The following is a 22,989-nucleotide window of genomic DNA, read 5'->3' on the forward strand; positions in this document are numbered from 1 at the left end:
TGCCTCAGCCCCTCGGCTTTGCCCGCGCGGTTGGCGCGGCCTTCCAGGGTTCTTCTGGCCAGGGATGCCTGGGATAGCGTCCGCGCATGTCTTTGCGAACGTCGCCATAAGCCCCGCGCCAGAACCCCGGCAGGTCGGTCGTGGTCTGCAAGGGCCGCCCGGCGGGTGACAGCAGCGTGATCAGCAGGGGTTGCCCGGCCACCACGGGATGGGTGGTGGTGCCGAACATCTCTTGCAGTTTCACGGCAATCTCGGGTGCGTCGCCGGAATAATCGACCTCGACCCCGCGCCCAAGTGGCGTTTCGTACCGGCGCGGTGCGGCGCGGTTCAGCGCCTGCGTTTGCGCGTGATCCAGCCGCGCGGCCAATGCCTCGGTCGTGTCAAACGCCCGCCAGTCGGCGGCACTGCGCACTCCGCCAAGGAACGGGGCGAGCCAGTCTTCCAACGTTTCCAGAAGTGCGGCGTCCGAGCAATCGGGCAGCGCCGCCCCGCCAGCCCGCGCGCCTTCCACCCGTGCCTGAAACCGCTTTGCCTTGGCCGACAGGCCCAGCCCCAGATCGCGCACCCCGTCCAGCATTGCGGTGGTCACATCCTCGGCGGGCGCATCGTCCCAACGGCGCGCGTTCAGCACCAGCGCGCCAAAGCGTTCTTCCTGCCCCGCCTCGACCCGGCCGGTGCGGCGGGACCAGCGGCAGGTGTCGTGCCAGGCGATCTGATCGGCGAAAGCATCGCGCAAATCAGCCTCGGGAAGTGTCACGGCCTGCCGCACGCGCGCGTCCCTGGCGCGCCCGTCCGTGTCAGTGGCCACGATCAGCCGCGCGCCCGCCAGCGGATCGTCGGGCGCCATCGCCACGCCTTTGCCGCCCGACAACAGCCAGCGCGGGTCATCCCCCGGGCGACGAAGACCAATCCGGTCGGGATAGGCCAATGCGGCCTGGACAGAAAGCGGCGGTGCCTTGGCTTGTGGTGCAGCTTTGCGCAGGCGCTTGGCTGTGTCCCTGATCTGCGCCACCGCGCCGGGGTTGGCGGGCCATGGGTGGCGGGCGGCATAGGCGCGGGTATCGCGCACAGCCTCAAGACGCAGCGACAGGTCGACCGGCGCATGTGTCAGGGGGTCCCGCTCTGACAAGATCGCGGCGAGGTCGGCAGCCCCGGCCCCGGCGAGTGTCAGCATGTAACCCAGACGCGGGTGCAGCGGCAGCGCGGCCAGCGTTCGCCCGTGGTCGGTGATCCGCCCGGCCCCATCCAGCGCCCGGAGCGAGGTCAGCAGGTCGCGCGCCTGTTCCCATGCGCCGGAGGGCGGCGGTGTCAGAAACGCCATCTGGTCCGTGCTGTCGGTTCCCCATGCGGCGAGGTCCAGCGCGAGGCCTGCCAGATCGGCGGTCTCGATCTCGGCCGGGGCAAACTCGGGCATCGCGCCCGCCTCTCCCTTCGTCCACATCCGAAAGCAAACGCCCGGCGCCACCCGCCCGGCGCGGCCCCGGCGCTGATCCGCCTCGGCCCGGCTGGCGCGCTCGGTCACGAGGCGGGTCATGCCCGATCCGGGATCATAGCGCGCGCGGCGCGCCAGCCCGGCGTCCACCACCACGCGCACGCCTTCGATGGTCAGGCTGGTTTCGGCGATCGAGGTCGCCAGCACCACCTTGCGGCCCGGCCCGGCGGCAATCGCCGCGCGCTGGGCCTTGAACGGCATCGCGCCGAAAAGCGGATGCACCGCGACATCGCCGATCTGCCCCCGCAGCCGTGCTTCAACCCCGTGAATCTCTCGCGCGCCGGGCAGGAAAACCAGCACGTCGCCCTGGGTCGCGGGCAGCGCGGCCAACACCTGATCGGCCACGCGATCTTCCAGCCAGACACCTTTCTTCGCGGGCGCGTCCTGCCAGATCGTCTCAACCGGAAAGCTCTGCCCTTGCGACGTCACCACCGGGGCCGAGTCCAGCATTGCCGCCACCGGTTCCGCGTCCAGCGTGGCCGACATCACCAGAATGCCCAGATCGGGGCGCAGGGCTTGTCGCGCCTCCCACGCCAGCGCGAGGCCGAGATCGGCGTTCAGGCTGCGTTCGTGGAATTCGTCGAAGATCAGCCAAGCGATCCTTTCAAGCGAGGGATCAGTCTGAAGCATCCGGGTCAGGATGCCTTCGGTCACGACCTCGATCCGGGTCGCCTTAGAGACCTTGGTGTCCCCCCGCATCCGATAGCCGACCGTTTGTCCGACCGGCTCTGCCAGCGTCTCAGCCATCCGCGCCGCCGCAGACCGGGCCGCCAGGCGGCGCGGTTCCAGCATCACGATCCGGCCCGGCCCCAACCCGGCCTCCAGCATCGCCAGCGGCACCCGCGTCGTCTTGCCCGCCCCCGGCGGGGCCTGCAGCACGGCGCGACCGGAGGCGCGCAAGGCGTCCAGCAGGGCGGGCAGGGCATCGTCGATGGGCAACGGGGCGTTGGTCATGCCTGCGCTTATCGGCCAGGCACCCCCATCTGGACAAGCCGTCCGCGCACAGGGCAGAACGGCGCGATGAAAGCTGACGCCAACACCCTTGCAGACCAGGTCATCGCGGGCGACCGCCGCGCGCTGGCCCGCGCGATCACGGTTGTCGAAAGTGACCGCGCCGATCACCGAGCCAATGCGTTGCGCCTGATCGAAGCGGCGCAGGCCAGCGGTCGGCAAGCATTGCGGATCGGCCTGTCGGGAACGCCCGGTGTCGGCAAATCGACGTTTATCGAGGCGTTCGGGATGCATCTGATCGACCGTGGCCTGCGGGTAGCCGTGCTGGCGGTCGACCCCTCTTCGGCCCGCACCGGTGGCTCGATCCTTGGCGACAAGACGCGGATGGACCGGCTGGTGCGGCAACCCGGGGCGTTCATCCGGCCGTCGCCCAGTCGTTCGACCCTCGGAGGCGTCGCACGGCGCACCCGCGAAGCGATTCTGCTGGTCGAGGCGGCGGGATATGATGTGGTTCTGATCGAGACTGTCGGCGTCGGGCAATCCGAAACCATGGTCGCTGGGATGAGCGATATTTTCACCCTGTTGATCGGCCCCGGCGGCGGGGACGAATTGCAGGGCGTCAAACGCGGCATCATGGAGATTGCCGACATCGTGCTGGTCAACAAGGCCGACGGCGCGCTGAAACCGGTGGCCGAGCGGACCCGCGCCGATTATGCCGCCGCCCTGCGCCTGATGCGCCGGGCTGGCGATGGGCCAAAGGGGTTTCCCTGCGTGCTGACAACCTCGGCCCTTGAAAACACGGGTGTTTCTGCGGCGTGGGAACAGATGCAGGCGCTGGCCGACTGGCGGCGCGGGCATGGCGTCTGGGACCGGACGCGCGCCGAACAGGCCCGGTTGTGGTTTGAAGAGGATCTGCGCGCGGGTCTTTTGGCGCGGTTGACGGCTGACCCGGATCTGGCCACCCAGATGGCCGCGCTGGGGGATCAGGTTCAGGCGGGCCGCACAGCACCTTCGGCTGCAGCCGCCGCACTTCTGAACCATCTGGCGGCGGGCGAAAAAAAACGCCTGACTCCCGTCTTGACGCCTTTCACTGCCCGCACTAAACCCGGCCTCTGAATTCGAGGGGTGCGTTTGTGCGCCCCCATTGCTTTGACGGCCTGCCCAAACGCTGGCCCCCTAACCCGAAGGAGTGACCCGATGTCGCGCCGCTGTGAATTGACCGGAAAAGGCCCGATGGTTGGTAACAACGTCAGCCACGCCAAGAACCGCACCCGCCGCCGGTTTCTGCCGAACCTGAATGACGTCAGCCTGATGTCCGAAACGCTGGGCCGCACCTTCAAGCTGCGCATTTCGGCCTCGGCCCTGCGCACGGTGGATCACCGTGGCGGGCTGGACGGCTTCATGGCCAAGGCGAAAGAGGCGGAACTGTCGCCCACCGCGCTGAAGATCAAGAAAGACATCGAAAAGGCCCAGGCCGCCGCCTGAGATACCATTCGATTCTGAGTAAAGAAGCCTCGCAGCGATGCGGGGCTTTTTTAATGTGGACCGCAGTCAAGTGTGGGGCGGCCGATGCTGCGATGGCTGAGCCCGTCCTCAAATAGCAGGATTTGAACCCGTTTTGACCAATGCTGAAGACCGCATGAATGTCCGGTTAGTACGAGTCACAGGATCTTTGACTTGTGGTAAGCCTGATTTGCCTAGGGTCAGGACCCATTAATCCGACACCGCTGGTTTGACAGATATTCTGCCTGACAAGGATTAGGTCTGACGGAATAGTGGTTCTATTTTAAAGACCTAAGACGATGTCAGGCTGGAAATCCGTCAAATCCGAAGGACGTCAAATCCGCTTCATCTCAGCGGTTCAGGCCGCTTGAAAAGTGAACCACACTTCCCTACGCGTCCCAAACCACTGATATTGTCTAGCCCCCAAGTTCTGGGCCATTTCTGATTAGAGTTTCTGGCATTGGTGGTCGCATGTTCAGAGCCTGGTGCGGACGTGTGTGGTTGTACTGCTTAAGCCAATGATTGATGACGATCTGTGCCTGTTTCGTTGTTGTGAACCATTCAGCGTTGAGGATCTCGTGCCGGAGAGTGCCGTTGAACCTCTCGTTGTATCCGTTTTCCCAAGGGGACCCCGGATAGATTCTAATTGGTCGAACACCAACGCGAACCAACCACTCCTGCATCGCCTTGGCTACGAACTCTGGGCCGTTGTCGGAGCGGATATACTCCGGCGTGCCATGGCAGAGGAGCAGCGGATATAGCTCCTCCAGAACATCTTCGGCGCCCATCCTGCTGCGAACTTCCACGGCCAGGGCCTGCCGGGTGTACTCATCCAGAACGGTCAGCATCTTGTAGCTCCGGCCATTGCTGAGCTTGTCGTGAACGAAGTCGATGCTCCAGATGTGGTTCGGATGCGTCGGCCTGAGGCGAATGATCGAGCTGTCCTTGTGATAAAGCCGTCTGCGCTTCCTGTGCCGCTGCGGGAGTTGCAGTCCTTCTTCCTGCCAGAGACGCTCAACCTTCTTATGATTGACCCGCCAGCCCTCGATGCGCAGGAGTTCCGAAACTTTACGATAGCCGTAGCGCCCATATTGCTTGGCCAGGCGGATCAAAGCGAGCCGTAGAGCATCATCGTCTTTTGGCGCGGGTCGATATTGCAGAGAGCTTCGCGCCAGACCGACGACCCGGCAGGTCCTCCGCTCCGAGGTCGCGAGCTTTTGGCGCGTATGAATAACGGCCTGACGGAGCTCCCCAGTCGTCAGGCCCTGGGCTTTAAGTAGTTCAGGCTTTCTTTGAGGATCAGCTTGTCCAATTCAAGCTCAGCGACGATCTTCTTGAGACGCCCATTCTCCTTTTCCAGGCTGCGCATCTCCGACAACTGCGACCGTCCCATACCACCAAACCGTTTCCGCCAGTTGTAATATGTCGCATCGCTGATGCCGACGCTACGACACGCCGATGCAACGTCACTTCCTCCCGTCAGCTTCAGCTCAATCTCACGCAGCAGCTTCAATACATCTTCGTCCGAATGCCGTTTCCGTGCCATTACATATTCCCCTCTCAAGACCAATGTAGTGGCCCAGTTTTAGGGGGGAAGGACACAGCGGTGCCGGATTAATGGGTCCTGACCCTAGCACTCACAACAACCACGGGAGTCAATCAGGCAGCTGAAAAAGATCTTCCACTGGAACTCCGAGCTGCCTTGCCAGCTTCAGAGACAGAATTGTTGAGGGGACAAAGATACCGTTTTCCACAGTGTTGATGGTTTTTCTGCTGACTTCGATAGTTTCGGCAAGCTCTGCTTGGGTCAGCCCAGCCTTCAGCCGATGCGTTTTAAGGTTGACCTTGAGGGGACTCATCCGGCCCGCCCACTCAGGGTTGCGATTGCCATCCAGATGGACGGAGCGCAGACCAAAATAACTCCGGTCCAAAGCAATGCCCCCGAAACATCGGCGGCAAGAAACACCCAGAAACAGATCAGTGCCGCCCAATATCCAAACTGGTACGCACCACGATGCGACGCCACAGTTTGTTCATCCCAGGCTGGCTTTATGGTTTTTGGGTGAAGCACTGACATGACAAATTGAACAAAGCCACCGGCGACCGCCAGTGCACCGAGGTAAAATAAGTGAAGAGGCCCAATGACCCAGCCTGACAGGGCCAAAACCAACAACAGGGCTCCCGCACTGATGAGCAGGATGTTGGAAGCAAGACGCGTGAGTGTGAGTAGATTCATTTGCGATCTCCATATGTAACCTTTGAGTTACATATGGAGAGCCAGATGTAACTTCAAGGTTACTCTCTCACACGCCTTGCCTGCACTGCAAATCGGGCTAATGCTATGTACTGGGAGGGCTGAGAGATGTTTGTGTGCAAGTGCAATTGTGGTTCGGTAGCGTTTGAAATCAAAGCGCCCGCTTCGGACATCTATTTGTGTCATTGTAGCATCTGCCGGAGGTTTTCGGGAAGCAGTGGAATTGCTGTTGTCGTCTTGAAAAACAAAGATTTCAAATGGCTGAGTGGCCAAGAAGAAATCAAGGTTTGGAAAAAACCAGACGCCGATTGGGAAGCCAATTTCTGCTCAACCTGCGGTTCGGCGCTTCCTGGCAAGAATGACAACGAGCACATGTTCGTTCCGGCGGGAATGCTTCCGAACGATATCAAGGATTTGGAAGTCAAACATCACATCTTTGTCGGATCACGCGCGAGTTGGGACAAAATAGGTGATGCTGGCAAACTGCATGAAGGGCCCTTCGGCGGATTGTGTTGAAAAACTCCGAAATCAGAGCGTCGCGGATTTCTTGCGAAAACCTATGAAGCGAAATAGTCGGAAAGCTTTGACCACGAGACAGCGCATGGCTGCGCGTGAGCGCATGTAGGCGATTTGGGCCGACCCCCGCGCCAAAAATTTAGGATCGGGCTGCATGGAAAGAAAAATCATCGTTCAGGCCCTAAAACGGAGTTTTTCAACACAATCGGCGGATAATCAAAGCGGCAATTGCAGAACGACCTACAAATGGCAGCTCCGTCCCGCATTGCGTTCACTGAACGCTCCCATGCGAGCAAACTCCGCCCGCATTGTGCATCGCGGTGTCGAGGCTAAATCAGTGATGTTCACCGGTCAGCGTAAGCCTTTTCTTATTCGTGCCTGACAAGATGTTTGGTCACCAGGTACCTCTTTTGGTACGGGCCGGTTAATCGGGGTCCTGCCCGTTTCAACTGTCGGTTATCCCGACCGGACTCCGCGTACAGCACCTCCCATTGGCGAGGGCGGCGGCCTCCACCACCTTGACGATGGGCGTTGGCGGCTCAAAGGGTTCGGGATCCATTCGCTTAGTTGCGGCGCGAACCTTTGCGCGGAGCATTCTGTCTTCTGAATGCAGAGAAAGATACTCACGCACATTAGAGGTCAGCACCGTGAGGCACGCCACCCGATTTCCCTGGCTCTAGACCACCGTCAGGCAGGCGCATTTTGCATTGTGGCTGACCTTCAGCGATGTACTGCCGTGGACCAGCGCACCGACGCTGCCCAGACCGCGCCGCCCGGTCACGATCAGGTCGGCATTGCAGTTGTTTGCGCAGGCGATGATCTCATCCGCGGGATCGCCGCGTTTCATATAGGTATGCTTGATCGTCTGACCAAGCTCCTGCGCAATCGCCTTGCCCTCATCAAGGATTCTGTCACCAGCCTTCTGCACCTCTTCAGCCGAGGGCATCGTGGTTGCCGCGTGATACCCTGAAACCGCGCCCAGGGCGAAGGCCACGGTATGAGGTTGCGGCGTATGTACCAGATGAATCTCGGACCCGTATTTCTGGGCCAGATCAAAGGCCAGGCGCAGGCCGTTTTCTGAAGATTCGGATCCGTCGATGCCAACAACGACATTCTTGAACATGCTGTGTCCTTCCCCTGATCATGTGACCCAAGGCTAGCGGCGGTGCGTTCCGCGGGAGTTGACATGTATCAATGCCCGCGCGCGCGTTTGTGCATGGCCCGCGGCACCCGGAAGCGCAGGGTTTCATTACAGGCGGTGGCGAACTCAGGCGGCAAATCCGCCCCGCCGACGCCAGACCCTTGTGTGCATCGCGAAATATCGCTGTTATCAACGACCAGTACAGCGACAGCCGCCAACCAACAGGAGCCGCCCCTTGGACATTCCCTTCAAGACCACCCGTATGCTGAATTTCGGCGATTGCGATATCTCGGGCACCGCCTATTACCCGGCGTACCTCAACATCCTGAATGGCGTGAACGAGGAATTCTGGCTGCACCTCGGCTGGCCCTGGCACAAGATCATCTGGGAAGAACGCTGGGGCACGCCGACGGTGCATATCTCATCAGATTTTTCCAGCCCGTCGTTTTTCGGAGAGGAGCTGGAGTTCGAGGTGACGGTGCTGAAAGTCGGGCGAAGCTCGGCCACGTTTCACCATGATATCAGTTGCAAGGGACAGAAGAGATGGTCCAGCACGCAGGTGCTGGCGGCGTCCTATCTGGACAAGCACTGCTCGATCCCCTGGCCCGAGGATGTGAAGGCGGCGCTGCTGGCCTGTGTGCCGTCCAAGGGATGAAATCTGCCTATCAGCTGGGCCTGGAATGCGCAGGGCAAATGGCTGCTTCCGGCCAATTTTGTTGAAAAACTCCTGCTTGATCGAGGGCTATGGCGCTGATTCAATCCTCTCAACAAGCGGGAGGATCAGCCATGATGGGACCGAGGCAGGAAGCACAGGCGGCGCTGTTCTATGAGTTCTCGCTGGAAGACCATGTCCCGCAAGATCACCTGCTGCGATCGATTGATCGTTTCGTCGATCTGAGCAGCATCCGCGCCCATCTTGCCGATTTCTACAGCCACACCGGTCGTCCTTCGATCGATCCTGAACTGCTGATCCGGATGCTGATCGTCGGTTACTGCTTCGGCATCCGGTCCGAGCGGCGGCTCTGTGAAGAGGTACACTTGAACCTCGCGTACAGGTGGTTTTGTCGGCTCGACCTGGCCGATCGGGTGCCGGATCACTCGACCTTTTCAAAGAACCGGCATGGTCGGTTCCGCGAGAGTGAGCTGCTGCGCCATCTCTTCGAGACCACGGTCGCGCGATGCATCGCCGAAGGTCTCGTCAGCGGTCAGCGCCTGGCCGTCGATGCCAGCTTGATCGAGGCGGATGCCAACAAGCAGTACTCTGCGCCAAAGGAAGAATGGGACATTGCGCGGATCGATGCAGACGCTGCACCCCGCGCGGTCCGCGAGTATCTCGACACTCTGGATGAGGCCGCATTCGGAGCAGCGACACCGGTCGAGCCAAAGTTCACGTCCTATTCCGACCCAGCCAGCCAGTGGACGGCGGCGCGTAAGGGTCCCGCATTTTTTGCCTACTCCGACAACTATCTCATCGATACCGATCATGGTGTCATCGTCGACGTGGAAGCGACACGGTCGATCCGTCAAGCCGAGGTGGGGTCAACCAAGACGATGCTGAAGCGGGCCAAAGAGCGCTTCGATCTTCATCCCGAACGGCTGATCGCCGACACCGCCTACGGATCGGGACCCATGCTCGGATGGCTGGTGGGTGAAAAGATCGCACCGCACATCCCGGTCTTCGACAAAGCCGGGCGCACCGATGGCACCTGGTCCCGAGCTGACTTCGAATGGGATGCCGAGAACAATCAATACATCTGCCCGGAAGGCGAGGCTCTGAAGCAGTTCCGCCGAAACTACTCCGACCCCAATCGCGGCCCAACCGGCAAGGGCGTGGCCAAGTACCAAGCGCTGAAGCACACCTGCCAATCCTGTCCTTCCAAGCCGAAGTGCTGCCCGAATGCCGACGCCCGTAAGATCACCCGTGAGGAACATGAGGACGCTCGCGACATCGCCCGCGCAATCGCCAAAACGCCGCAATACAAGATCTCGGTGAAGCTCCGGAAGAAGGTCGAAATGCTCTTTGCCCACCTCAAGCGCATTCTCGGCCTGGGACGGCTCCGATTACGTGGACCATGCGGCGCAAATGACGAATTCCTGCTCGCCGCCACTGCCCAAAACCTTCGCAAACTGGCAAAGATCTTTCCTGCACCGCAGCAAACGCGCAAAGCCTGATCAGAAAGGCGCTCGCGCTATGTTCAAATCGCTACTTTCTGCGCCCGCAACACGTTGTTTTTCCACAGAATCGGCCAGTTGCCGCCATCACCTGCGAGGGAAAAAACTACCCCGGCCGCGCGCCGTCCACCCGGTGGAACAGATGCGTAAATGCCGCAGCGCCGACGATTGGTACCAGCAGGTTGAGCAGTGGAATTGTCAGCGGCAGCGCCATAATGACCCCGGCCAGCCAGATTTGCCCCGCGTGCCGCCGTCGCAGCGCTTTCGCCGCGTCACGGCCCAGCCTGCGTGCCGCGATCAGGTGAAAATATTCCCGGCTAAGCAAATACCCGTTCAGCGCCAGAAAGATGAACGGCGCAGCGGGCAGGAAGATCAGATACAGGATCAGTGCTGCAAGGTTCGCAAAGATCAGCACGCCCAGATAGTTCAACCCATCGACCAGCCCGTCGACAAGACCGATACGCGGGGCAGGGGCCAGGTTGGGATAATGGCGCGCCTCGACCGCGTCAGTGACATCGTCGAGGAACAATCCGGTAAAGGCGCTGGCCACCGGGATCATCAGAAAGACACTCAACACCAGCAGCAACAGGACTGACCCGCCGGTCAGCAGATCGTCGATCCAGGTTACCTCGCCAAACCACGGGATCGAGATGCTGTCAGGCAGCAGCCAGTTCAGCCCGCCCAGAAACACCGCATAGACCGCCACCAGCAATGCGATGGTCAGACCAATCCCCAAACCCAGAACCCGGCGAAATCGCGGATCCCCAAGCTGGCCGATTGCCAGCCGAATATCGTCGAGGATCATTGCGACACCCAGGACACCTTTGCCGCCGGATCAGGGCGCGGGCGTTCCGGGGGCGCGTTGGTCTCGGTGCCGATGTGAATGAACCCGGCTATGGTTTCCTGCGCGGCCAGCCCAAGATGCGGTTCGACAAAACCACGCTCATGCGCGGCCCAACCCGTCAGCCAGTTCGCGCCCCAGCCCGCCGCAAGTGCGGCGTTGAGCAATGACAGGCACACAGCCCCGGCGGAATGCAACTGTTCAACTTCGGGCACTTTGGGGGAAGGGACGGGCGCGGCGACAACCGCCACGGCAAGCTCGGCCATGGCGAACTGCGCGGCCATCTTGGCAACAGCCTCGGCCGGGCGCTCCTGATCGGCGCCAAGGTCGGTGACGGCTTCGGACAGGCGCTGCAGCGCGGGGCGCTCCAGCACGATCAATCGCCAGGGTTCCAGTTTGCCGTGATCGGGCGAACGCAGCGCGGCCGTCAGGATCGGCTCCAACGCGGCGCGGTCTGGCGCCGGCCCGATAAGGGTTTTCGCAGGCCGCGAGCGGCGGGTCAGCAGAAAGTCGAGCGCGTCTGGGTTTGGTGCAGGCATGGGGCGTCCTTGTGATCACGTCCCGTTCATGTCGGGCCTGCAACGCACAGGGTCAACCCTAGCTGCGCCAACAAATCCAAAAGCCCGTGCCCACACCCCCGAGGCACCCTGCGAAATCTAAAAGCCCCTTCCTGCCCATCATTGACCCAAAAATATCCCGGGGGTCTGGGGGCTGGCCCCCAGCTATCTCGTGTCTGGGGGCCAGCCTTCAGTTATCTCTCGCCGGGCCACTGGCTCCAGCCATCGCCCCGGTCTGATCAGGCCAGCGCGTCGGACATTTCGGAAATCAAGCCAGAGACATATGCGTCAAATCCCGGCCCCGGTTGGCGTGCGGTGAAGGTTTCGGCGAAGGGATCCGGCGCGTGTATGTCCAGTCCGCTCAGCGTCTGGATCACCCGATGGCCGCAGAACGGCACGTGGGCCTCGGAATAGCCGCCCTCATGTACCAGCACCAATCGCCCGCTGCACAGCTCATCCGCCGCCTGCATAGTCATTGCGGTCAGGGCACCAAAGGTGTCCGAGGTTGCCAGCATCCTCCCCAGCGGGTCGATGAGCGAGGCATCAAAGCCGCAGGCCACCACAATAACGTCGGGGCGAAACCTGGTCAGTGCTGGCAGCACCAGGCGCTCCATCGCTTCGATAAAGCCTGCATGCCCCGTCCCCGGCGGCAGCGGAATGTTGAGGTTTGCGCCGGTGCCTTTGCCCTGACCACGATCCGAAAAATCCCCGGTATCCATCGGATAATTACGCTCCTGATGGAGCGAGATTGTCAGGACATCCGGGCGGTCATAAAAGATCGCCTCGGTCCCGTTGCCGTGATGCACGTCCCAGTCGAGGATCGCGACGCGCCCGGCCAACCCCTCGGCCAGCGCAGCTTCTACCGCGATGGCGATATTGGCCAGCAGGCAGAAACCGTTGGGGAAATCCGGCAGGCAGTGGTGGCCGGGTGGGCGCGACAGGGCGTAGGCGTTGGTCAGTTCTGCGCGCAGCACCGCGAACAAGGCCGCCTTGGCCAGCCCTTCCGACAGGGCCGCGGTTTCAAAGCCACCGCGCCCGAAGGGGGTGCGCAGGCCATTCTCTCCTCCGCCCGCATCGGATTGGGCCTTAAATCGGTCGAGGTAGTCCGCTGGGTGCACGCGGCGCAGGTCCTCGGGTGTGGCGGGGGCTGCCGGTTTCGTGTCAAGCGCATCCAGCAGCCCGGTCACCCGCATCAGGTTCACCAGCCGCCGCTTGGTTTCGGGGTTTTCCGGCAGGCCGCCGGTTGCCATCGGCTGCACCAGCCCGCCGACCGGCAGCATGAAGGCGTAATCGCCGCCGGAGTGCCACAGGCAGCGTTCATCCCAGAAGAACCCCGTGGTCATGGCATCTTCCGGAGGTCAGTGCCGGACCCAGCCGGTGGCGGGGGGCTGTCTGCCCCCCGAAGTCGAAGGCTGTCGCCCCCGACACCCCCCGAGGATATTTTCGACAAGAAGACAGGGGGGGGTCAGTCATCCCGGTCGCCGTGGCGGGCCAGTTGATAACTGCCCTCGGGCAGGTCCAGTGCCGCCGACAGGTCGCGCAGTTGCGCCATTGATAGCGTGATCCGGTGCAGCCTGTCGGTGGTGGTGTTGAGTTGCTCCAGCGTCACGACCTCTTCAAACGCGTTGATGGTCACGTCGTCTTCGCGATGTGGTGCCGGGTCGTCGACCAAGGTGATGACGGTCGCGTCAAAGGTGTGTTCGATGGTAAACATTGCGTCAGATTGGGGGGCGGATTGCCGCTTGGCAAGGGTGCGGGGCTGGCCTTCGGGCGCGGGGCGGCTATTTTGCCGGGCATGAGGTGGTGTGACATGGTAAAATCTGTTTTCCACGGTGTTGCCTGGGCGCTTGTCGCGGGATATCTGGCGGCTTGTGAACCGGTGACGGGGCTGCCCGGCGTTGCCGGACGCCGGGCCGCGCGCCGATGCGCGCACCGCGGTGAACAATTTCGTCACCGTTGCCAAGCGGCTGGAACCTGTGGCCGAGCGGACCTGCCGGGCAGAGACGCGCGGTGTGAACTGTGATTTCCAGATTGTCGTGGATGACCGGGTCGAGTTGCCGCCGAACGCCTTTCAGACTCTGGACGACCGGGGCCGTCCGATCATCGGCTTCACCATCGCCTTGATCGCGGATGCGCGCAATCAGGATGAATTGGCGCTGATCCTGGGCCATGAGGCGGCGCATCATATCCTGGGCCATATTCCGCGTCAGCAACAGACCGCGATGGCAAGTGCGCTGCTGGCCGGCGTGCTGGCGGCGGCCACCGGGGTCAGTGATGCCGGGGTACAGGATGCGCAGAACATCGGGGCCAGCATTGGCGCGCGTCTGTTCGCCAAGAGTTTCGAGTTGCAGGCGGATGAGCTTGGCACAAGGATTGCCTTGCAGGCCGGGTTTGATCCGGTCCGGGGTGCGGCCTATTTCGGGCGCATAGCTGACCCCGGCAACCGGTTCCTTGGCACGCACCCGCCCAACGGCGACCGGGTGGCGTTGATCAAACGCACCGCCCAGGGGCGATAGGGCCGATTGACGCCGCACCTCGGGCGCGGGCAGATTGGGGCAGCTATCGAAATTTGGGGGCGTGGGATGATCCGGGACGAATGGCAGCGGTTCCTTAACCGGGTGATCTGGTCCTGGCAGGGCTGGGCCGCAACCTGGCGGACGGAAAAGAGCCTGCGTCAATGGGTTATGGTCAATGTGATCTCGGCAGGGTTTGCGATCTGGCTGGATCTGTTGGGCGGCGAACGGGCGCTGATCTTGAGCCTGGGTTTGCTGATTCTGGCGGTCGAGTTGATGAACACCGCGTTGGAAACGGCGATCGACTATGTCTCGACCGATCAGCATCCGCTGGCCAAGAAGGCAAAGGATGCCAGCAGCGCAGCGGTGGCCGTGACAAGCATCGCCGGAGCGGTTGCGTGGATCGCGGTTCTGGCCGGATAGTGCGCTGCGCGCGCCGGATCAGCCCAGCGGCAGATACCCTTCGAAAGTCACCGTATCCGCGACCCGCCGGGCGGCGCGTTCGGCTTCGTGGCTGCGGATCGTCCAGGTCAGAATTGCAGCACTCTGACCGCGCAGTTCAGCGACGCGGGGGCGGTGCAGATCGCTGGCATCGTGGCTGATGAAGCTGCACCCCAGTGGCGCGTAATCCGGGATCTGGCGCAATTGGTCACGGCGCGGCGCCGGAACGTTCGGCCAGTCATCGCGGGACCAGTCACAGGTCACCAGGCCGCGCGGACGCTCTGGCGCGGCTTTTTGCAGGGCCGCAACCGAATGGGGGTTGAACGACATCACCGCGACATCCCCGGCGTAGGACTTCAGCGCCCGCGCCACTGCGTATTCCAGCGGCCCGATATTCTGCGTTCCCATGGCGCCGTCCTGATCCTTGATCTCGATCAGCAGCGGCACTTGCCCGGCCACCGTTCGCAACACCGCATCAAGCGTCGGGATCATGTCGGACCCGCGCCTGAGCCGGATGGCCCCAAGCTCGGCCGTTTGGCGGGCGCGCACCGGGCCGGTCTGGTCGGTCAGCCGGTCCAGAGTATCATCGTGAAACACCATCGCCCGGTTTTCCGCACTGGCCTGGACATCCAGTTCAATCCCATAGCCGCGCGCGATTGCGGCCCGGAATGCAGAGGGCGAGTTTTCCGGCCCGGCAACACCGTGCAATCCGCGATGCGCGAACACGGCATCGGTGAAGCCATCGGGCAGGCCCGCTGGATTTGCCGGTGATGTGGCCGTCATTTTACCTGGAACACGCCTTCAATCTCGACCGCGACGCCAAGCGGCAGCGACGCGACCCCGACGGCGGCGCGGGCGTGACGACCGGCGTCGCCCAGGGCTTCGACCAGAAAGTCGGATGCGCCGTTGATGACCTGCGGCTGTTCGGTAAATTCGTCGTCCGAGTTGACAAAGCCAGTCAGCTTGACCACCCGGACCAGCCGGTCAAGATCGCCGTCACATGCGGTGCGCAGTTGGGCCAACAGGTTGATTGCGCAGACTTTTGCGGCGGCGGCACCGGCTTCGGTCGCCATGTTGCGACCCAGCTTTCCGGTGATCAGTTTGCCGTCGCTGGCCGAGATTTGGCCCGAAATCCAGACCATGTCCCCGGTCCGCACGGCGGGCACGTAATTTGCCGCAGGCGCCGGGGCATCCGGCAGGGTCACGCCCAGATCGGCCAAGCGTTTTTCGATACGTCCGTTCATCGTTGTGATACCTTTAAGACTATCCCAGTTGGCGCAACGCTAACGCGGGCAGATTGCGGGCGAAAGGACCAATTCGGGCGCTGAAGGCACGGCACGCCTGCCGGGCGCACCCGACGACGCAGCCTGAGGCCGCCTTTGAGACAATCGGACCCGGCAGACGCGACTGTTAATCTTTTGGGTCGTCAATCCTGTTGGCGCAGCGGCATAGAGGTCTCGCAGGGAAATTAAAATACACACGCAATCACAACGGGTTATGGAAGATTCCAGCGATCTGTTCATGCCGGTGCGTAACAGTTGTCACTGATTGGCCACAGGTGCGGGGTGACGCGCCGTTAATGGCTGGAATTCTTTGGGGAAGTGTCGGACAGTGCCGGTGCTGCTTCTAATATCAAGGCTGTGATTCTTGGCTAAAATTCTTTCCAGAATGGCTCCGGTGCTGGCGATTGTCGGCGCGCTTGGCCTGTCCGCCTGTAGTGTTCCCAGCGGTGACGTGGATATTCACGACCCGTATGAGGACACGAACCGGAGCATTCACAGCTTCAACAAAGGCCTGGATCGCGCCATCGTGCGTCCGGCGTCGACGGCGATCAACACCGTCGTGCCCGAGCCTGTGATGCGCTCGGTCGGGAATTTTGCCAGCAATCTGGGTACGCCCGCGTCTGTCATGAATGACGTGCTGCAGGGCGATCTGGATACCGGTACGCACAACTTCTTCCGCTTTGTCATCAACACGACCGTCGGCATCGGCGGCCTGTTTGATGCGGCTGGCTGGATGGGTCTGGAAGAACGCCGCAATGACTTTGGTCAGACGCTGGCGGTCTGGGGCGTGCCGGAAGGCGCGTATCAGGAACTGCCGATCCTGGGGCCATCGACCGAACGTGATACCGCGGGTCTGATCGTTGATATTCTGACCGATCCGGTGAACTCTATTCTGCCCAATGATGAACGTGCCACGCGCCGCTCGGCCAGTGTTCTGTCACGGATCAGTGAACGCGATGTCTTTGGCGAAGAGATCGACTCGGTCCTATATGACAGTGCAGACAGCTATGCGCAGCTGCGCTCGATCTATCTTCAGAACCGCCGCTTCCAGGTTTCGGATGGCGATCTTGAGGATTTCTATATTGACCCGTTTGAGGGACTGGATGCTCAAGAGTAATATTACGCGTCGTACGGCCGTTGTTGGCCTGCTGAGTTCAACATCGCTGGCCCTTGTACACGGCCCTGCCTGGGCGGTCAGTTCGACTGGCCAGGCCGAAAGCCTGATCACCAAAGTGGTGGGAGAGATTTCGCGCATCGCCAATGGCGGTGGGTCCGAATCCTCAAAAATCTCCAAGTTTGAGCGGGTGTTCCGGCGTTACGCCGATCTGCCGACCATTTCGCGGACGGTTCTGGGGGCCGATGCGCGCAGTGCATCTTCGGGACAGCTGAGCAGTTTTTCCAAGGCGTTCTCGGGCTATATGGCGCGCAAATACGGCAAACGGTTCCGCAGTTTCATCGGTGGCCAGGTCGAGATTACATCGTCGCGCCCGGTCAAAAGCTTCTTTGAGGTCAAGACAGTGGCCAAACTGAAGGGCCGGTCCAATTTCGACGTGACCTTCCTTGTGTCGGGCCGGTCATCGAAGTTCTTCGATATGCTGATCGAAGGCGTCAGCCTGCTGAAATCGGAACGGACCGAGATTGGCGCCATGCTGGATCGCCGCAAGGGCGACATTAACGCCTTGATCGCGGATCTGCGCAAAGCCGGGTAAAACCTGGCGGCCTCGGCCTTCGGCGTTCAGCCGCTGGTGCGGCAAGATGACCGCACAGTCGCATCTTTCCGTTTCCGGCGCACCCCTATAGGTGCCCGCTGGAATCGTATTTGCAAAGGTTTCGTCAATGTCTGGTCTGTCAGCATCCCGCCTGAGTATCCTTGTGTCGTTTGTTCTGGCCGCGCCGGTAGCGGCGCAGGGCATTTCGTTCGACGGCATCTACCGCCAGGGACCGGCTTCGGCCTGTGCCGATATCGGCCAGGACGGTGGATCCATCAAAATCGAAAATAACGAATTCTTCGGCGTCGAAAGCATGTGCCGCATGACCAGGCCGGTGAATGTCGTCGATATGGAGGCGACGCTTTTCGACATGAAATGCCAGGGTGAGGGCACCGAATGGGAAGCCCGCGCCATGTTCATGAAAGCCGCCGAGGGCGGTTTGATCATGGTCTGGGACGGCTTCGCATTCCAGTATGATCAATGCGCCGCCAGTGATCTGCCCGCCGCGTCAGATGACGCGGCCGAAGCGCCCGCTGCCAGCGAATAACCCTGTGGGGTGCCGGTCGTAACCGGCACCGCCACGGTCTCATATCAGGCTGCGCGACGATTTTGGGGCCGACGCCCGCGTGCGCGGCGGCGTTGCTGTGGCTTGGCCGGTTTCTTCGCGTGCGCCCAGCGTTGACCACCGGCCACGGGAATGTCGGCTTTCATGAACTTCTCGATCTGGAACAGCTCGGAGATTTCATCGGGCGAACAGAAGGTCACTGACTGGCCCGAGCGTCCGGCCCGCGCCGTCCGCCCGATCCGGTGGACATAGTTTTCGGCGACGTTCGGCAGGTCATAGTTATAGACGAAGGCAACCCCCGGAATGTCGATGCCACGCGCAGCCACGTCTGTGGCAACCAGCACGCGGATCTCGCCCGACTTCAACTCTCGGATGGCGCGGTCGCGCTGACCCTGGCTTTTGTTGCCGTGGATCGAGCTGGCCGCGAAACCGGCGCTCACCAGTTTTTTCATCAGCTTTTCCGCGCCATGTTTGGTGCGCGCGAAGACCAGAGCCGTCTCTTCACGGTGTTGGTCCAGATGCTCGATCAGCTTGGCAACCTTGCCCGCCTGATCGACGAAATGAACGGATTGTTCGACCTTGTCGGCGGCCTTGCCCTGGGGCGCAACCTCGACCCGGACGGGGTTCTTCAGATAGGCGTTCGACAGTTCCGCCATTGCCTTGGGCATCGTGGCCGAAAACATCATTGTCTGACGCTCGTCCGCAAGCAGCGGCGCGATCCGGCGCAGGGCGTGGATAAAGCCAAGGTCCAGCACGTGATCCGCCTCGTCCAGGACCAGAAAGCGGGTCTGGTCCAGGAACACGGCCTTGCGATCGACCAGGTCGATCAGACGTCCCGGCGTGGCGACCAGCAGGTCGGTGCCGCGTTGCAGGCGATTGACCTGCGCGTTGATCGACACGCCGCCCACAACCAGCGTCACCCGCAGGTGGCTGTCACGGGTATAGGCGGCCAGGTTGTCCGCGATCTGCTTGGCCAGTTCGCGGGTCGGCGCCAGGATCAGCCCGGCGGCGGTTTTCGGCGCGGGTTTCACCCCCGCCTTGGTCAGTGCGTGGATCAGCGGCAGACCGAAGGCGGCGGTCTTGCCGGTTCCGGTCTGGGCGATGCCCATCACGTCGCGTCCGTTCATCGCATGCGGAATCGCCTGCGTCTGGATCGGGGTCGGATCGGTTATTCCCTGTTCGGCGAGTTTCGCCACAAGGCGGGGCGCTAAAGCGTTTCGGCTTGAACCTGAATCGCGAGGGATTCCCTTGAGACCTGATCTGTGATTCATCCTGTTTGGGAGGATGGATCATGTCAGCACCTTTGCCATCTGCGCTTCGGATACGGTTTCAGAGATACATTGAAGAAGGGTTGAGCGGGCGCGCGGCGGCGTTGCGGTTGAAGCTGTCGCCTGCCACAGGCGCGCGGTGGGCGCGTCAGGTGAGGATGAAGGGTCATGCGGAACCTGCCCGGCAGGGACCGCCGCGCGGCAAGGGAAAGCTGGCTCCGCATCGGGAATTCTTTGAGGAGTTGATCGCACAAGACCCTGACATCACGCTCTTTGAGTTGCGTAATGCGCTGGCCGATGCAGAGGGTGTGCGGGTGCATCACTCCTCCATCGCCAACCTTCTGTCCCGGCTCGGCTTCACGTACAAAAAAAGTCGCTGGTCGCAACCGAGCGCCGCCGCGCCAAGGTAAGGCAGCAACGGGCCGACTGGTTCAGATACCGCTCGCCAGCCATTGCGACCTTTCCTGAGCGCGTTGTCTTTATTGACGAAACCGCAGTGAAGACAAACCTCACGCGCCTACGCGGCAGAGCCAAGCGCGGTAAGCGCCTGACGATGGATGCGCCCTTCGGAAGCTGGGGAACCCAAACCTTGATCGCGGGCCTGACCCAAGGCGCGCTGATCGCACCTTGGGTCATCAAGGGAGCGATAGATGGCCCCGCCTTCGCGGCCTACATCCGCGAAGTGCTGGTCCCCGAGATCAACCCCGGCACTGTCGTCATTCTCGACAACCTGGCAACCCACCGGAATAAGGAGGCGACGCAGGCTTTACGCAATCACGGCTGCTGGTTCCTTTACCTGCCACCGTACTCGCCCGACCTGAATCCCATCGAGCAGGCCTTCTCTAAACTGAAAGCCCATTTGCGACGGATCGGGGCCAGGTCCTTTACCCAGGTCTTCGAAGCAATCGGAGCAATCTGCGATCTCTACGACCCAGTAGAATGCTGGAACTACTTTAAGGCCGCCGGATATGTCTCAGGTTAATGTCGAAACGCTTTAGGCCCAACATGTCAAAGTCCATTGTATCTCTCTCTCGCAGGTCGCGTTAGACCTGCACAAATAATTCGTCTCGGCCGCGCAGAATTGCGCCGCCGGGTGCGTTCGGGTTCTCGCCAAGGGCTGACGGTCGGGCGGAATTGCCCGATGGCCGCTTTGGCGCTGGCCCCCATGCGTGATCTTGGGAAACTATCCTGACCGGTCGGGTGGCTGATTAGCCTCTGCTCACGCGGCAGACTGACAGGTCGTTGGGGGGCATATCGCGGCAGCGCGGCGACAAGTCAAGGGTAGAGTGTGATTTGGACCGCATTGCGGAGGCGCCGGTAACGCTGGCCGCCGGGGTGACCGCGGCCTTCATGTGCTCTGCACGCTCAGCCATCAATGATCGCGGCCAGAACCGGGTCCAGCCAGCGCCATTGGGCCGCAGCCGCCGCATTCAGAACAAGGACCGAGGGGCGGGTGAATTCGGGTGCATTCGGCAGTGCGAACAGGCGCCCGGTGGCCAGATGCGGGGCGGCGATGCGGGCGGGCAGATAGGCGGCGCCACCTTCGGCCAGCAAATGTTCCAACCCCAGCGCGGCGGTGCCGAAATTCAGCCGCGCAGTTCCGGCATCGGCATAGGCGGCGGCGTGCTGGCGGCCAAAGTCGTCGCCAGCTTCGACAAAAACATAAGCCGGGTCAAAGGTGACGGGGCTGTCTGGGCGGGTCGAGACAAGGATCAGCCGGTCAGTGATCAGCGGGCGGATGGTCTGGCCACCCTGGCTGAGCGGCCAGTAGGTCAGCGAGATATCGGTCAACCCGCGCGCCTGCCAGTCGGCCAGATCCCCCTGACCGCCGTGCCAGACCGACAGCGCCAGATCGGGTTCGGCGGCGCGGATGGCCGCGAACAGGCGTTGGCCCAGTTCAGGCCAGAGGTCCGGGTGACAGGCGATGTTGCACAGCCCGCTGGCCCCGTCGGGCAGGGCCGTTTCCTGACGCGCCTGGTGCCATAGCCCGGCAATGGTTTCCGCATAGCGGCGCAGGCACGCGCCCGCAGCGGTCAGGGTGGCGCCGGATTTCTGGCGGATGATCAGGGTCTGGCCTAACTCCTCCTCCAGCGATTTCAGGCGGGCGGTGACCGTCGATTGCGTCACGCCCAGTTGCACCGAGGCACGCACAAGGCTGCCGGTTTCGACGATGGCAAGGAAGGTGCGCAGGGCAGGCAGATTCATATGCAACTCAATTCGTGTTATTCGAATTTATTATGCAGAAAGTTTTGATTTTAGAAAGCGTAAATTTGAGCTATTCATCACCGGGAAGGAGTCTTTCATGAGCGACGTGCAGAATCTGAAAATGCTGATCGGGGGCGATTGGGTGGCGGCCAGTGATGGCGGCACGTTTGACAGTTTCGATCCCGCAAGCGGCAAGGTTTGGGCGACGGTCCCCGAGGCGACGGCGGATGACATCGACCGGGCGGTGCGCGCCGCTGATGCGGCCCTGACCGGGCCATGGGGCGCGATGACCCCGACCGAGCGTGGCAAATGCCTGCGCCGTCTGGGCGACCTGCTGGCCGAGAACTCGGAAAGCCTGGGGCGGATCGAAACCCGCGACACCGGCAAGATGTTCAAGGAAACCGCCTGGCAGGCGAAGTACATCGCCGAATTCCTGCATTTCTATGCCGGGGCTGCCGACAAGATTTCGGGAGAGACTCTGCCGATCGACAAGCCCGATATGTTTGTCTTCACGGATCGCGAACCCCTGGGCGTGATCGCAGCCGTGGTGCCGTGGAATTCGCAGCTTTTCCTGAGTGCGGTGAAGATCGGCCCGGCGCTGGCGGCGGGCAATACCATCGTGCTGAAGGCAAGCGAACACGGCCCCGCGCCACTTCTGGAATTCGGGCGTCTGATCGCCAAGGCGGGTATCCCGGACGGCGTCGTCAGCATCGTCACCGGCCACGGGGAACCCTGCGGGCGGGCGCTGACCTCGCACCCGCTGGTGGCCCGCGTGTCGTTTACCGGCGGCCCGGCCTCGGCCGCGCATGTCATCCGCAACACGGCCGAGAATTTTGCCGAGTTATCGCTGGAACTGGGCGGGAAATCCCCCTTCATCGTGTTTGATGACGCGAATATCGAAAGCGCCGTCAACGGCTCGGTCGCAGGGATATTTGCGGCGACGGGGCAAAGCTGTGTCGCGGGGTCGCGGCTGTATCTGCACGAAGATATCGCCGACGATTTCCTGGCCCGGATGGTGAAGATTGCTGAAGGGATCACGATCGGCGACCCGCAGGCCGAGGCGACAGAGATGGGGCCGCTGTGTACACAAGGGCAGCTGGATCACATCGAAGCGCAGGTGGCGCTGGCGGTTGAGGAAGGCGGCACCGTGCTGACCGGTGGGGCCCGGCCAGAGGGGCTGGAAGGTCTGTATTTTCAGCCCACGATAATCGACTGCCCGCGTCAGGACTTGACTATCGTCGATACCGAGCTGTTCGGCCCGGTCTTGTCTGTCCAGCGGTTCCGCACGGAAGACGACGTTGTGGCACTGGCCAATGATACCAAGCACGGGTTGGCGGCGGGGATATTCACTCGGGATTCCGCGCGCAGCCTGCGCATGGCCAAACGGGTCAAAGCCGGGATCGTCTGGGTGAACACCTATCGCGCGATCAGCCCGATTGCCGAATTTGGCGGCATGAAGACCAGCGGTTATGGCCGCGAAAGCGGGTTCCAGGCGATCTATGACTACACGCGCCCCAAAACCGTCTGGATGAACCTGTCCGACGATCCCATTGCCAATCCCTTCCAGCCGAGGTGAGC

The 22,989-nt window shown here is 61.9% G+C and carries 27 protein-coding genes and 1 pseudogene; 14 read left to right on the forward strand and 14 right to left on the reverse strand.

Translation table 11 applies throughout. The features are described from left to right. Positions 1-4: 4 nt before the first annotated feature. Positions 5-2,446: an ATP-dependent helicase HrpB gene (gene hrpB, locus GKR99_10350; protein NKB27923.1), complete on the reverse strand. Its 2,442-nt coding sequence runs from the start codon at positions 2,444-2,446 to the stop codon at positions 5-7. A gap of 66 nt (positions 2,447-2,512) precedes the next feature. On the opposite strand from hrpB, the gene meaB reads away from it, so the two are divergent. Together meaB and rpmB are read left to right on the forward strand one after the other, a co-directional pair. Further along, the gene (gene meaB / locus GKR99_10355; GenBank protein NKB27924.1) at positions 2,513-3,559 is read left to right on the forward strand and encodes a methylmalonyl Co-A mutase-associated GTPase MeaB; all 1,047 of its coding nucleotides are present in this window, start codon (positions 2,513-2,515) and stop codon (positions 3,557-3,559) included. 81 nt (positions 3,560-3,640) lie between these two features. Then, a complete protein-coding gene (rpmB, locus tag GKR99_10360) occupies positions 3,641-3,928 on the forward strand; it encodes a 50S ribosomal protein L28 (protein ID NKB27925.1) in 288 nt (95 codons plus the stop codon). Positions 3,929-4,362: 434 nt separating this feature from the next. Here rpmB and GKR99_10365 read toward each other — a convergent pair whose 3' ends face one another. The 4 genes from GKR99_10365 to GKR99_10380 form a co-directional block, all read right to left on the reverse strand. Then, positions 4,363-5,259, reverse strand: a complete 897-nt coding sequence (locus GKR99_10365) for an IS3 family transposase (GenBank protein NKB27926.1) — start codon at positions 5,257-5,259, stop codon at positions 4,363-4,365. After that, a complete protein-coding gene (locus tag GKR99_10370; protein NKB27927.1) occupies positions 5,205-5,492 on the reverse strand; it encodes a transposase in 288 nt (95 codons plus the stop codon). Before GKR99_10370 ends, GKR99_10365 begins: the two co-directional genes overlap by 55 nt. A gap of 109 nt (positions 5,493-5,601) precedes the next feature. Next, positions 5,602-5,805 (reverse strand): helix-turn-helix domain-containing protein, encoded by a 204-nt coding sequence (locus GKR99_10375; GenBank protein ID NKB27928.1) that lies wholly within the window; start codon positions 5,803-5,805, stop codon positions 5,602-5,604. After that, entirely contained in the window at positions 5,802-6,182 is a 381-nt protein-coding gene (locus GKR99_10380; GenBank protein ID NKB27929.1) for a hypothetical protein, read from the reverse strand. Before GKR99_10380 ends, GKR99_10375 begins: the two co-directional genes overlap by 4 nt. A 126-nt stretch (positions 6,183-6,308) precedes the next feature. On the opposite strand from GKR99_10380, the gene GKR99_10385 reads away from it, so the two are divergent. The 3 genes from GKR99_10385 to GKR99_10395 are packed head-to-tail and all read left to right on the forward strand — an operon-like array spanning position 6,309 to position 7,098. Then, positions 6,309-6,716, forward strand: coding sequence for a GFA family protein (locus GKR99_10385; GenBank protein ID NKB27930.1), 408 nt, complete (start codon positions 6,309-6,311; stop codon positions 6,714-6,716). Beyond that, entirely contained in the window at positions 6,688-6,825 is a 138-nt protein-coding gene (locus GKR99_10390) for a hypothetical protein (protein ID NKB27931.1), read from the forward strand. Before GKR99_10385 ends, GKR99_10390 begins: the two co-directional genes overlap by 29 nt. 45 nt (positions 6,826-6,870) lie before the next feature. Then, the gene (locus tag GKR99_10395) at positions 6,871-7,098 is read left to right on the forward strand and encodes a hypothetical protein (GenBank protein ID NKB27932.1); all 228 of its coding nucleotides are present in this window, start codon (positions 6,871-6,873) and stop codon (positions 7,096-7,098) included. Between the two features lie 294 nt (positions 7,099-7,392). Here the strand turns inward: GKR99_10395 and GKR99_10400 are convergent, their stop codons facing one another. Continuing rightward, the gene (locus tag GKR99_10400; protein NKB27933.1) at positions 7,393-7,839 is read right to left on the reverse strand and encodes a universal stress protein; all 447 of its coding nucleotides are present in this window, start codon (positions 7,837-7,839) and stop codon (positions 7,393-7,395) included. A gap of 280 nt (positions 7,840-8,119) precedes the next feature. Between GKR99_10400 and GKR99_10405 the strand changes: the two genes are divergently transcribed. After that, positions 8,120-8,512 carry an acyl-CoA thioesterase gene (locus tag GKR99_10405; GenBank protein ID NKB27934.1) on the forward strand — a complete coding sequence of 131 codons (393 nt, stop codon included), beginning with the start codon at positions 8,120-8,122 and terminating at the stop codon, positions 8,510-8,512. A 131-nt stretch (positions 8,513-8,643) separates the two neighbouring features. Beyond that, entirely contained in the window at positions 8,644-10,029 is a 1,386-nt protein-coding gene (locus GKR99_10410) for an IS1182 family transposase (protein NKB27935.1), read from the forward strand. A 106-nt stretch (positions 10,030-10,135) separates the two neighbouring features. On the opposite strand, the gene GKR99_10415 is transcribed toward GKR99_10410, so the two are convergent. From GKR99_10415 to GKR99_10430, 4 genes are all read right to left on the reverse strand, one after another. Then, on the reverse strand, positions 10,136-10,834 hold the full coding sequence (locus GKR99_10415; protein ID NKB27936.1) for a hypothetical protein: 699 nt from the start codon (positions 10,832-10,834) through the stop codon (positions 10,136-10,138). Beyond that, positions 10,831-11,409, reverse strand: coding sequence for a nitroreductase (locus tag GKR99_10420; GenBank protein NKB27937.1), 579 nt, complete (start codon positions 11,407-11,409; stop codon positions 10,831-10,833). Before GKR99_10420 ends, GKR99_10415 begins: the two co-directional genes overlap by 4 nt. 257 nt (positions 11,410-11,666) lie before the next feature. Beyond that, positions 11,667-12,770: a class II histone deacetylase gene (locus GKR99_10425; protein ID NKB27938.1), complete on the reverse strand. Its 1,104-nt coding sequence runs from the start codon at positions 12,768-12,770 to the stop codon at positions 11,667-11,669. Positions 12,771-12,892: 122 nt separating this feature from the next. Then, positions 12,893-13,141, reverse strand: a complete 249-nt coding sequence (locus GKR99_10430; protein ID NKB27939.1) for a hypothetical protein — start codon at positions 13,139-13,141, stop codon at positions 12,893-12,895. Between the two features lie 184 nt (positions 13,142-13,325). Between GKR99_10430 and GKR99_10435 the strand changes: the two genes are divergently transcribed. Together GKR99_10435 and GKR99_10440 are read left to right on the forward strand one after the other, a co-directional pair. Next, complete coding sequence (locus tag GKR99_10435) at positions 13,326-13,943, forward strand: M48 family metalloprotease (protein NKB27940.1); 618 nt, start codon at positions 13,326-13,328, stop codon at positions 13,941-13,943. 66 nt (positions 13,944-14,009) lie between these two features. Beyond that, a complete protein-coding gene (locus GKR99_10440) occupies positions 14,010-14,363 on the forward strand; it encodes a diacylglycerol kinase (protein NKB27941.1) in 354 nt (117 codons plus the stop codon). A gap of 18 nt (positions 14,364-14,381) precedes the next feature. Here the strand turns inward: GKR99_10440 and GKR99_10445 are convergent, their stop codons facing one another. Further along, positions 14,382-15,164 carry a phosphodiesterase gene (locus tag GKR99_10445; GenBank protein ID NKB27942.1) on the reverse strand — a complete coding sequence of 261 codons (783 nt, stop codon included), beginning with the start codon at positions 15,162-15,164 and terminating at the stop codon, positions 14,382-14,384. Continuing rightward, a complete protein-coding gene (locus GKR99_10450) occupies positions 15,161-15,625 on the reverse strand; it encodes a RidA family protein (GenBank protein ID NKB27943.1) in 465 nt (154 codons plus the stop codon). Before GKR99_10450 ends, GKR99_10445 begins: the two co-directional genes overlap by 4 nt. A gap of 403 nt (positions 15,626-16,028) precedes the next feature. Between GKR99_10450 and GKR99_10455 the strand changes: the two genes are divergently transcribed. The 3 genes and pseudogenes from GKR99_10455 to GKR99_10465 all read left to right on the forward strand — a co-directional run bounded on the left by GKR99_10455 (position 16,029) and on the right by GKR99_10465 (position 17,857). Continuing rightward, positions 16,029-16,781 (forward strand): VacJ family lipoprotein, encoded by a 753-nt coding sequence (locus GKR99_10455; protein ID NKB27944.1) that lies wholly within the window; start codon positions 16,029-16,031, stop codon positions 16,779-16,781. Further along, positions 16,768-17,373, forward strand: a complete 606-nt coding sequence (locus GKR99_10460; protein ID NKB27945.1) for an ABC transporter substrate-binding protein — start codon at positions 16,768-16,770, stop codon at positions 17,371-17,373. The genes GKR99_10455 and GKR99_10460 overlap by 14 nt, the downstream gene beginning before the upstream one ends. 157 nt (positions 17,374-17,530) lie before the next feature. Continuing rightward, positions 17,531-17,857, forward strand: a pseudogene (locus GKR99_10465) (hypothetical protein). Between the two features lie 107 nt (positions 17,858-17,964). On the opposite strand, the gene GKR99_10470 reads toward GKR99_10465, so the two are convergent. Then, the gene (locus GKR99_10470) at positions 17,965-19,209 is read right to left on the reverse strand and encodes a DEAD/DEAH box helicase (protein ID NKB27946.1); all 1,245 of its coding nucleotides are present in this window, start codon (positions 19,207-19,209) and stop codon (positions 17,965-17,967) included. 20 nt (positions 19,210-19,229) lie between these two features. Here GKR99_10470 and GKR99_10475 point away from each other — a divergent pair. After that, positions 19,230-20,188 (forward strand): IS630 family transposase gene (locus GKR99_10475; protein ID NKB27947.1). Its coding sequence is split into 2 segments (ribosomal slippage): positions 19,230-19,571 and positions 19,574-20,188, totalling 957 coding nucleotides; the frame shifts between segments, so codons are not numbered across the junction. A gap of 383 nt (positions 20,189-20,571) precedes the next feature. On the opposite strand, the gene GKR99_10480 is transcribed toward GKR99_10475, so the two are convergent. Beyond that, positions 20,572-21,411 carry a LysR family transcriptional regulator gene (locus GKR99_10480; GenBank protein NKB27948.1) on the reverse strand — a complete coding sequence of 280 codons (840 nt, stop codon included), beginning with the start codon at positions 21,409-21,411 and terminating at the stop codon, positions 20,572-20,574. A 97-nt stretch (positions 21,412-21,508) separates the two neighbouring features. On the opposite strand from GKR99_10480, the gene GKR99_10485 reads away from it, so the two are divergent. Then, complete coding sequence (locus tag GKR99_10485) at positions 21,509-22,987, forward strand: aldehyde dehydrogenase family protein (GenBank protein NKB27949.1); 1,479 nt, start codon at positions 21,509-21,511, stop codon at positions 22,985-22,987. Positions 22,988-22,989: the final 2 nt, after the last annotated feature.

This window comes from Paracoccaceae bacterium (assembly GCA_012103375.1).
Taxonomy (GTDB): Bacteria; Pseudomonadota; Alphaproteobacteria; order Rhodobacterales; family Rhodobacteraceae; genus WLWX01.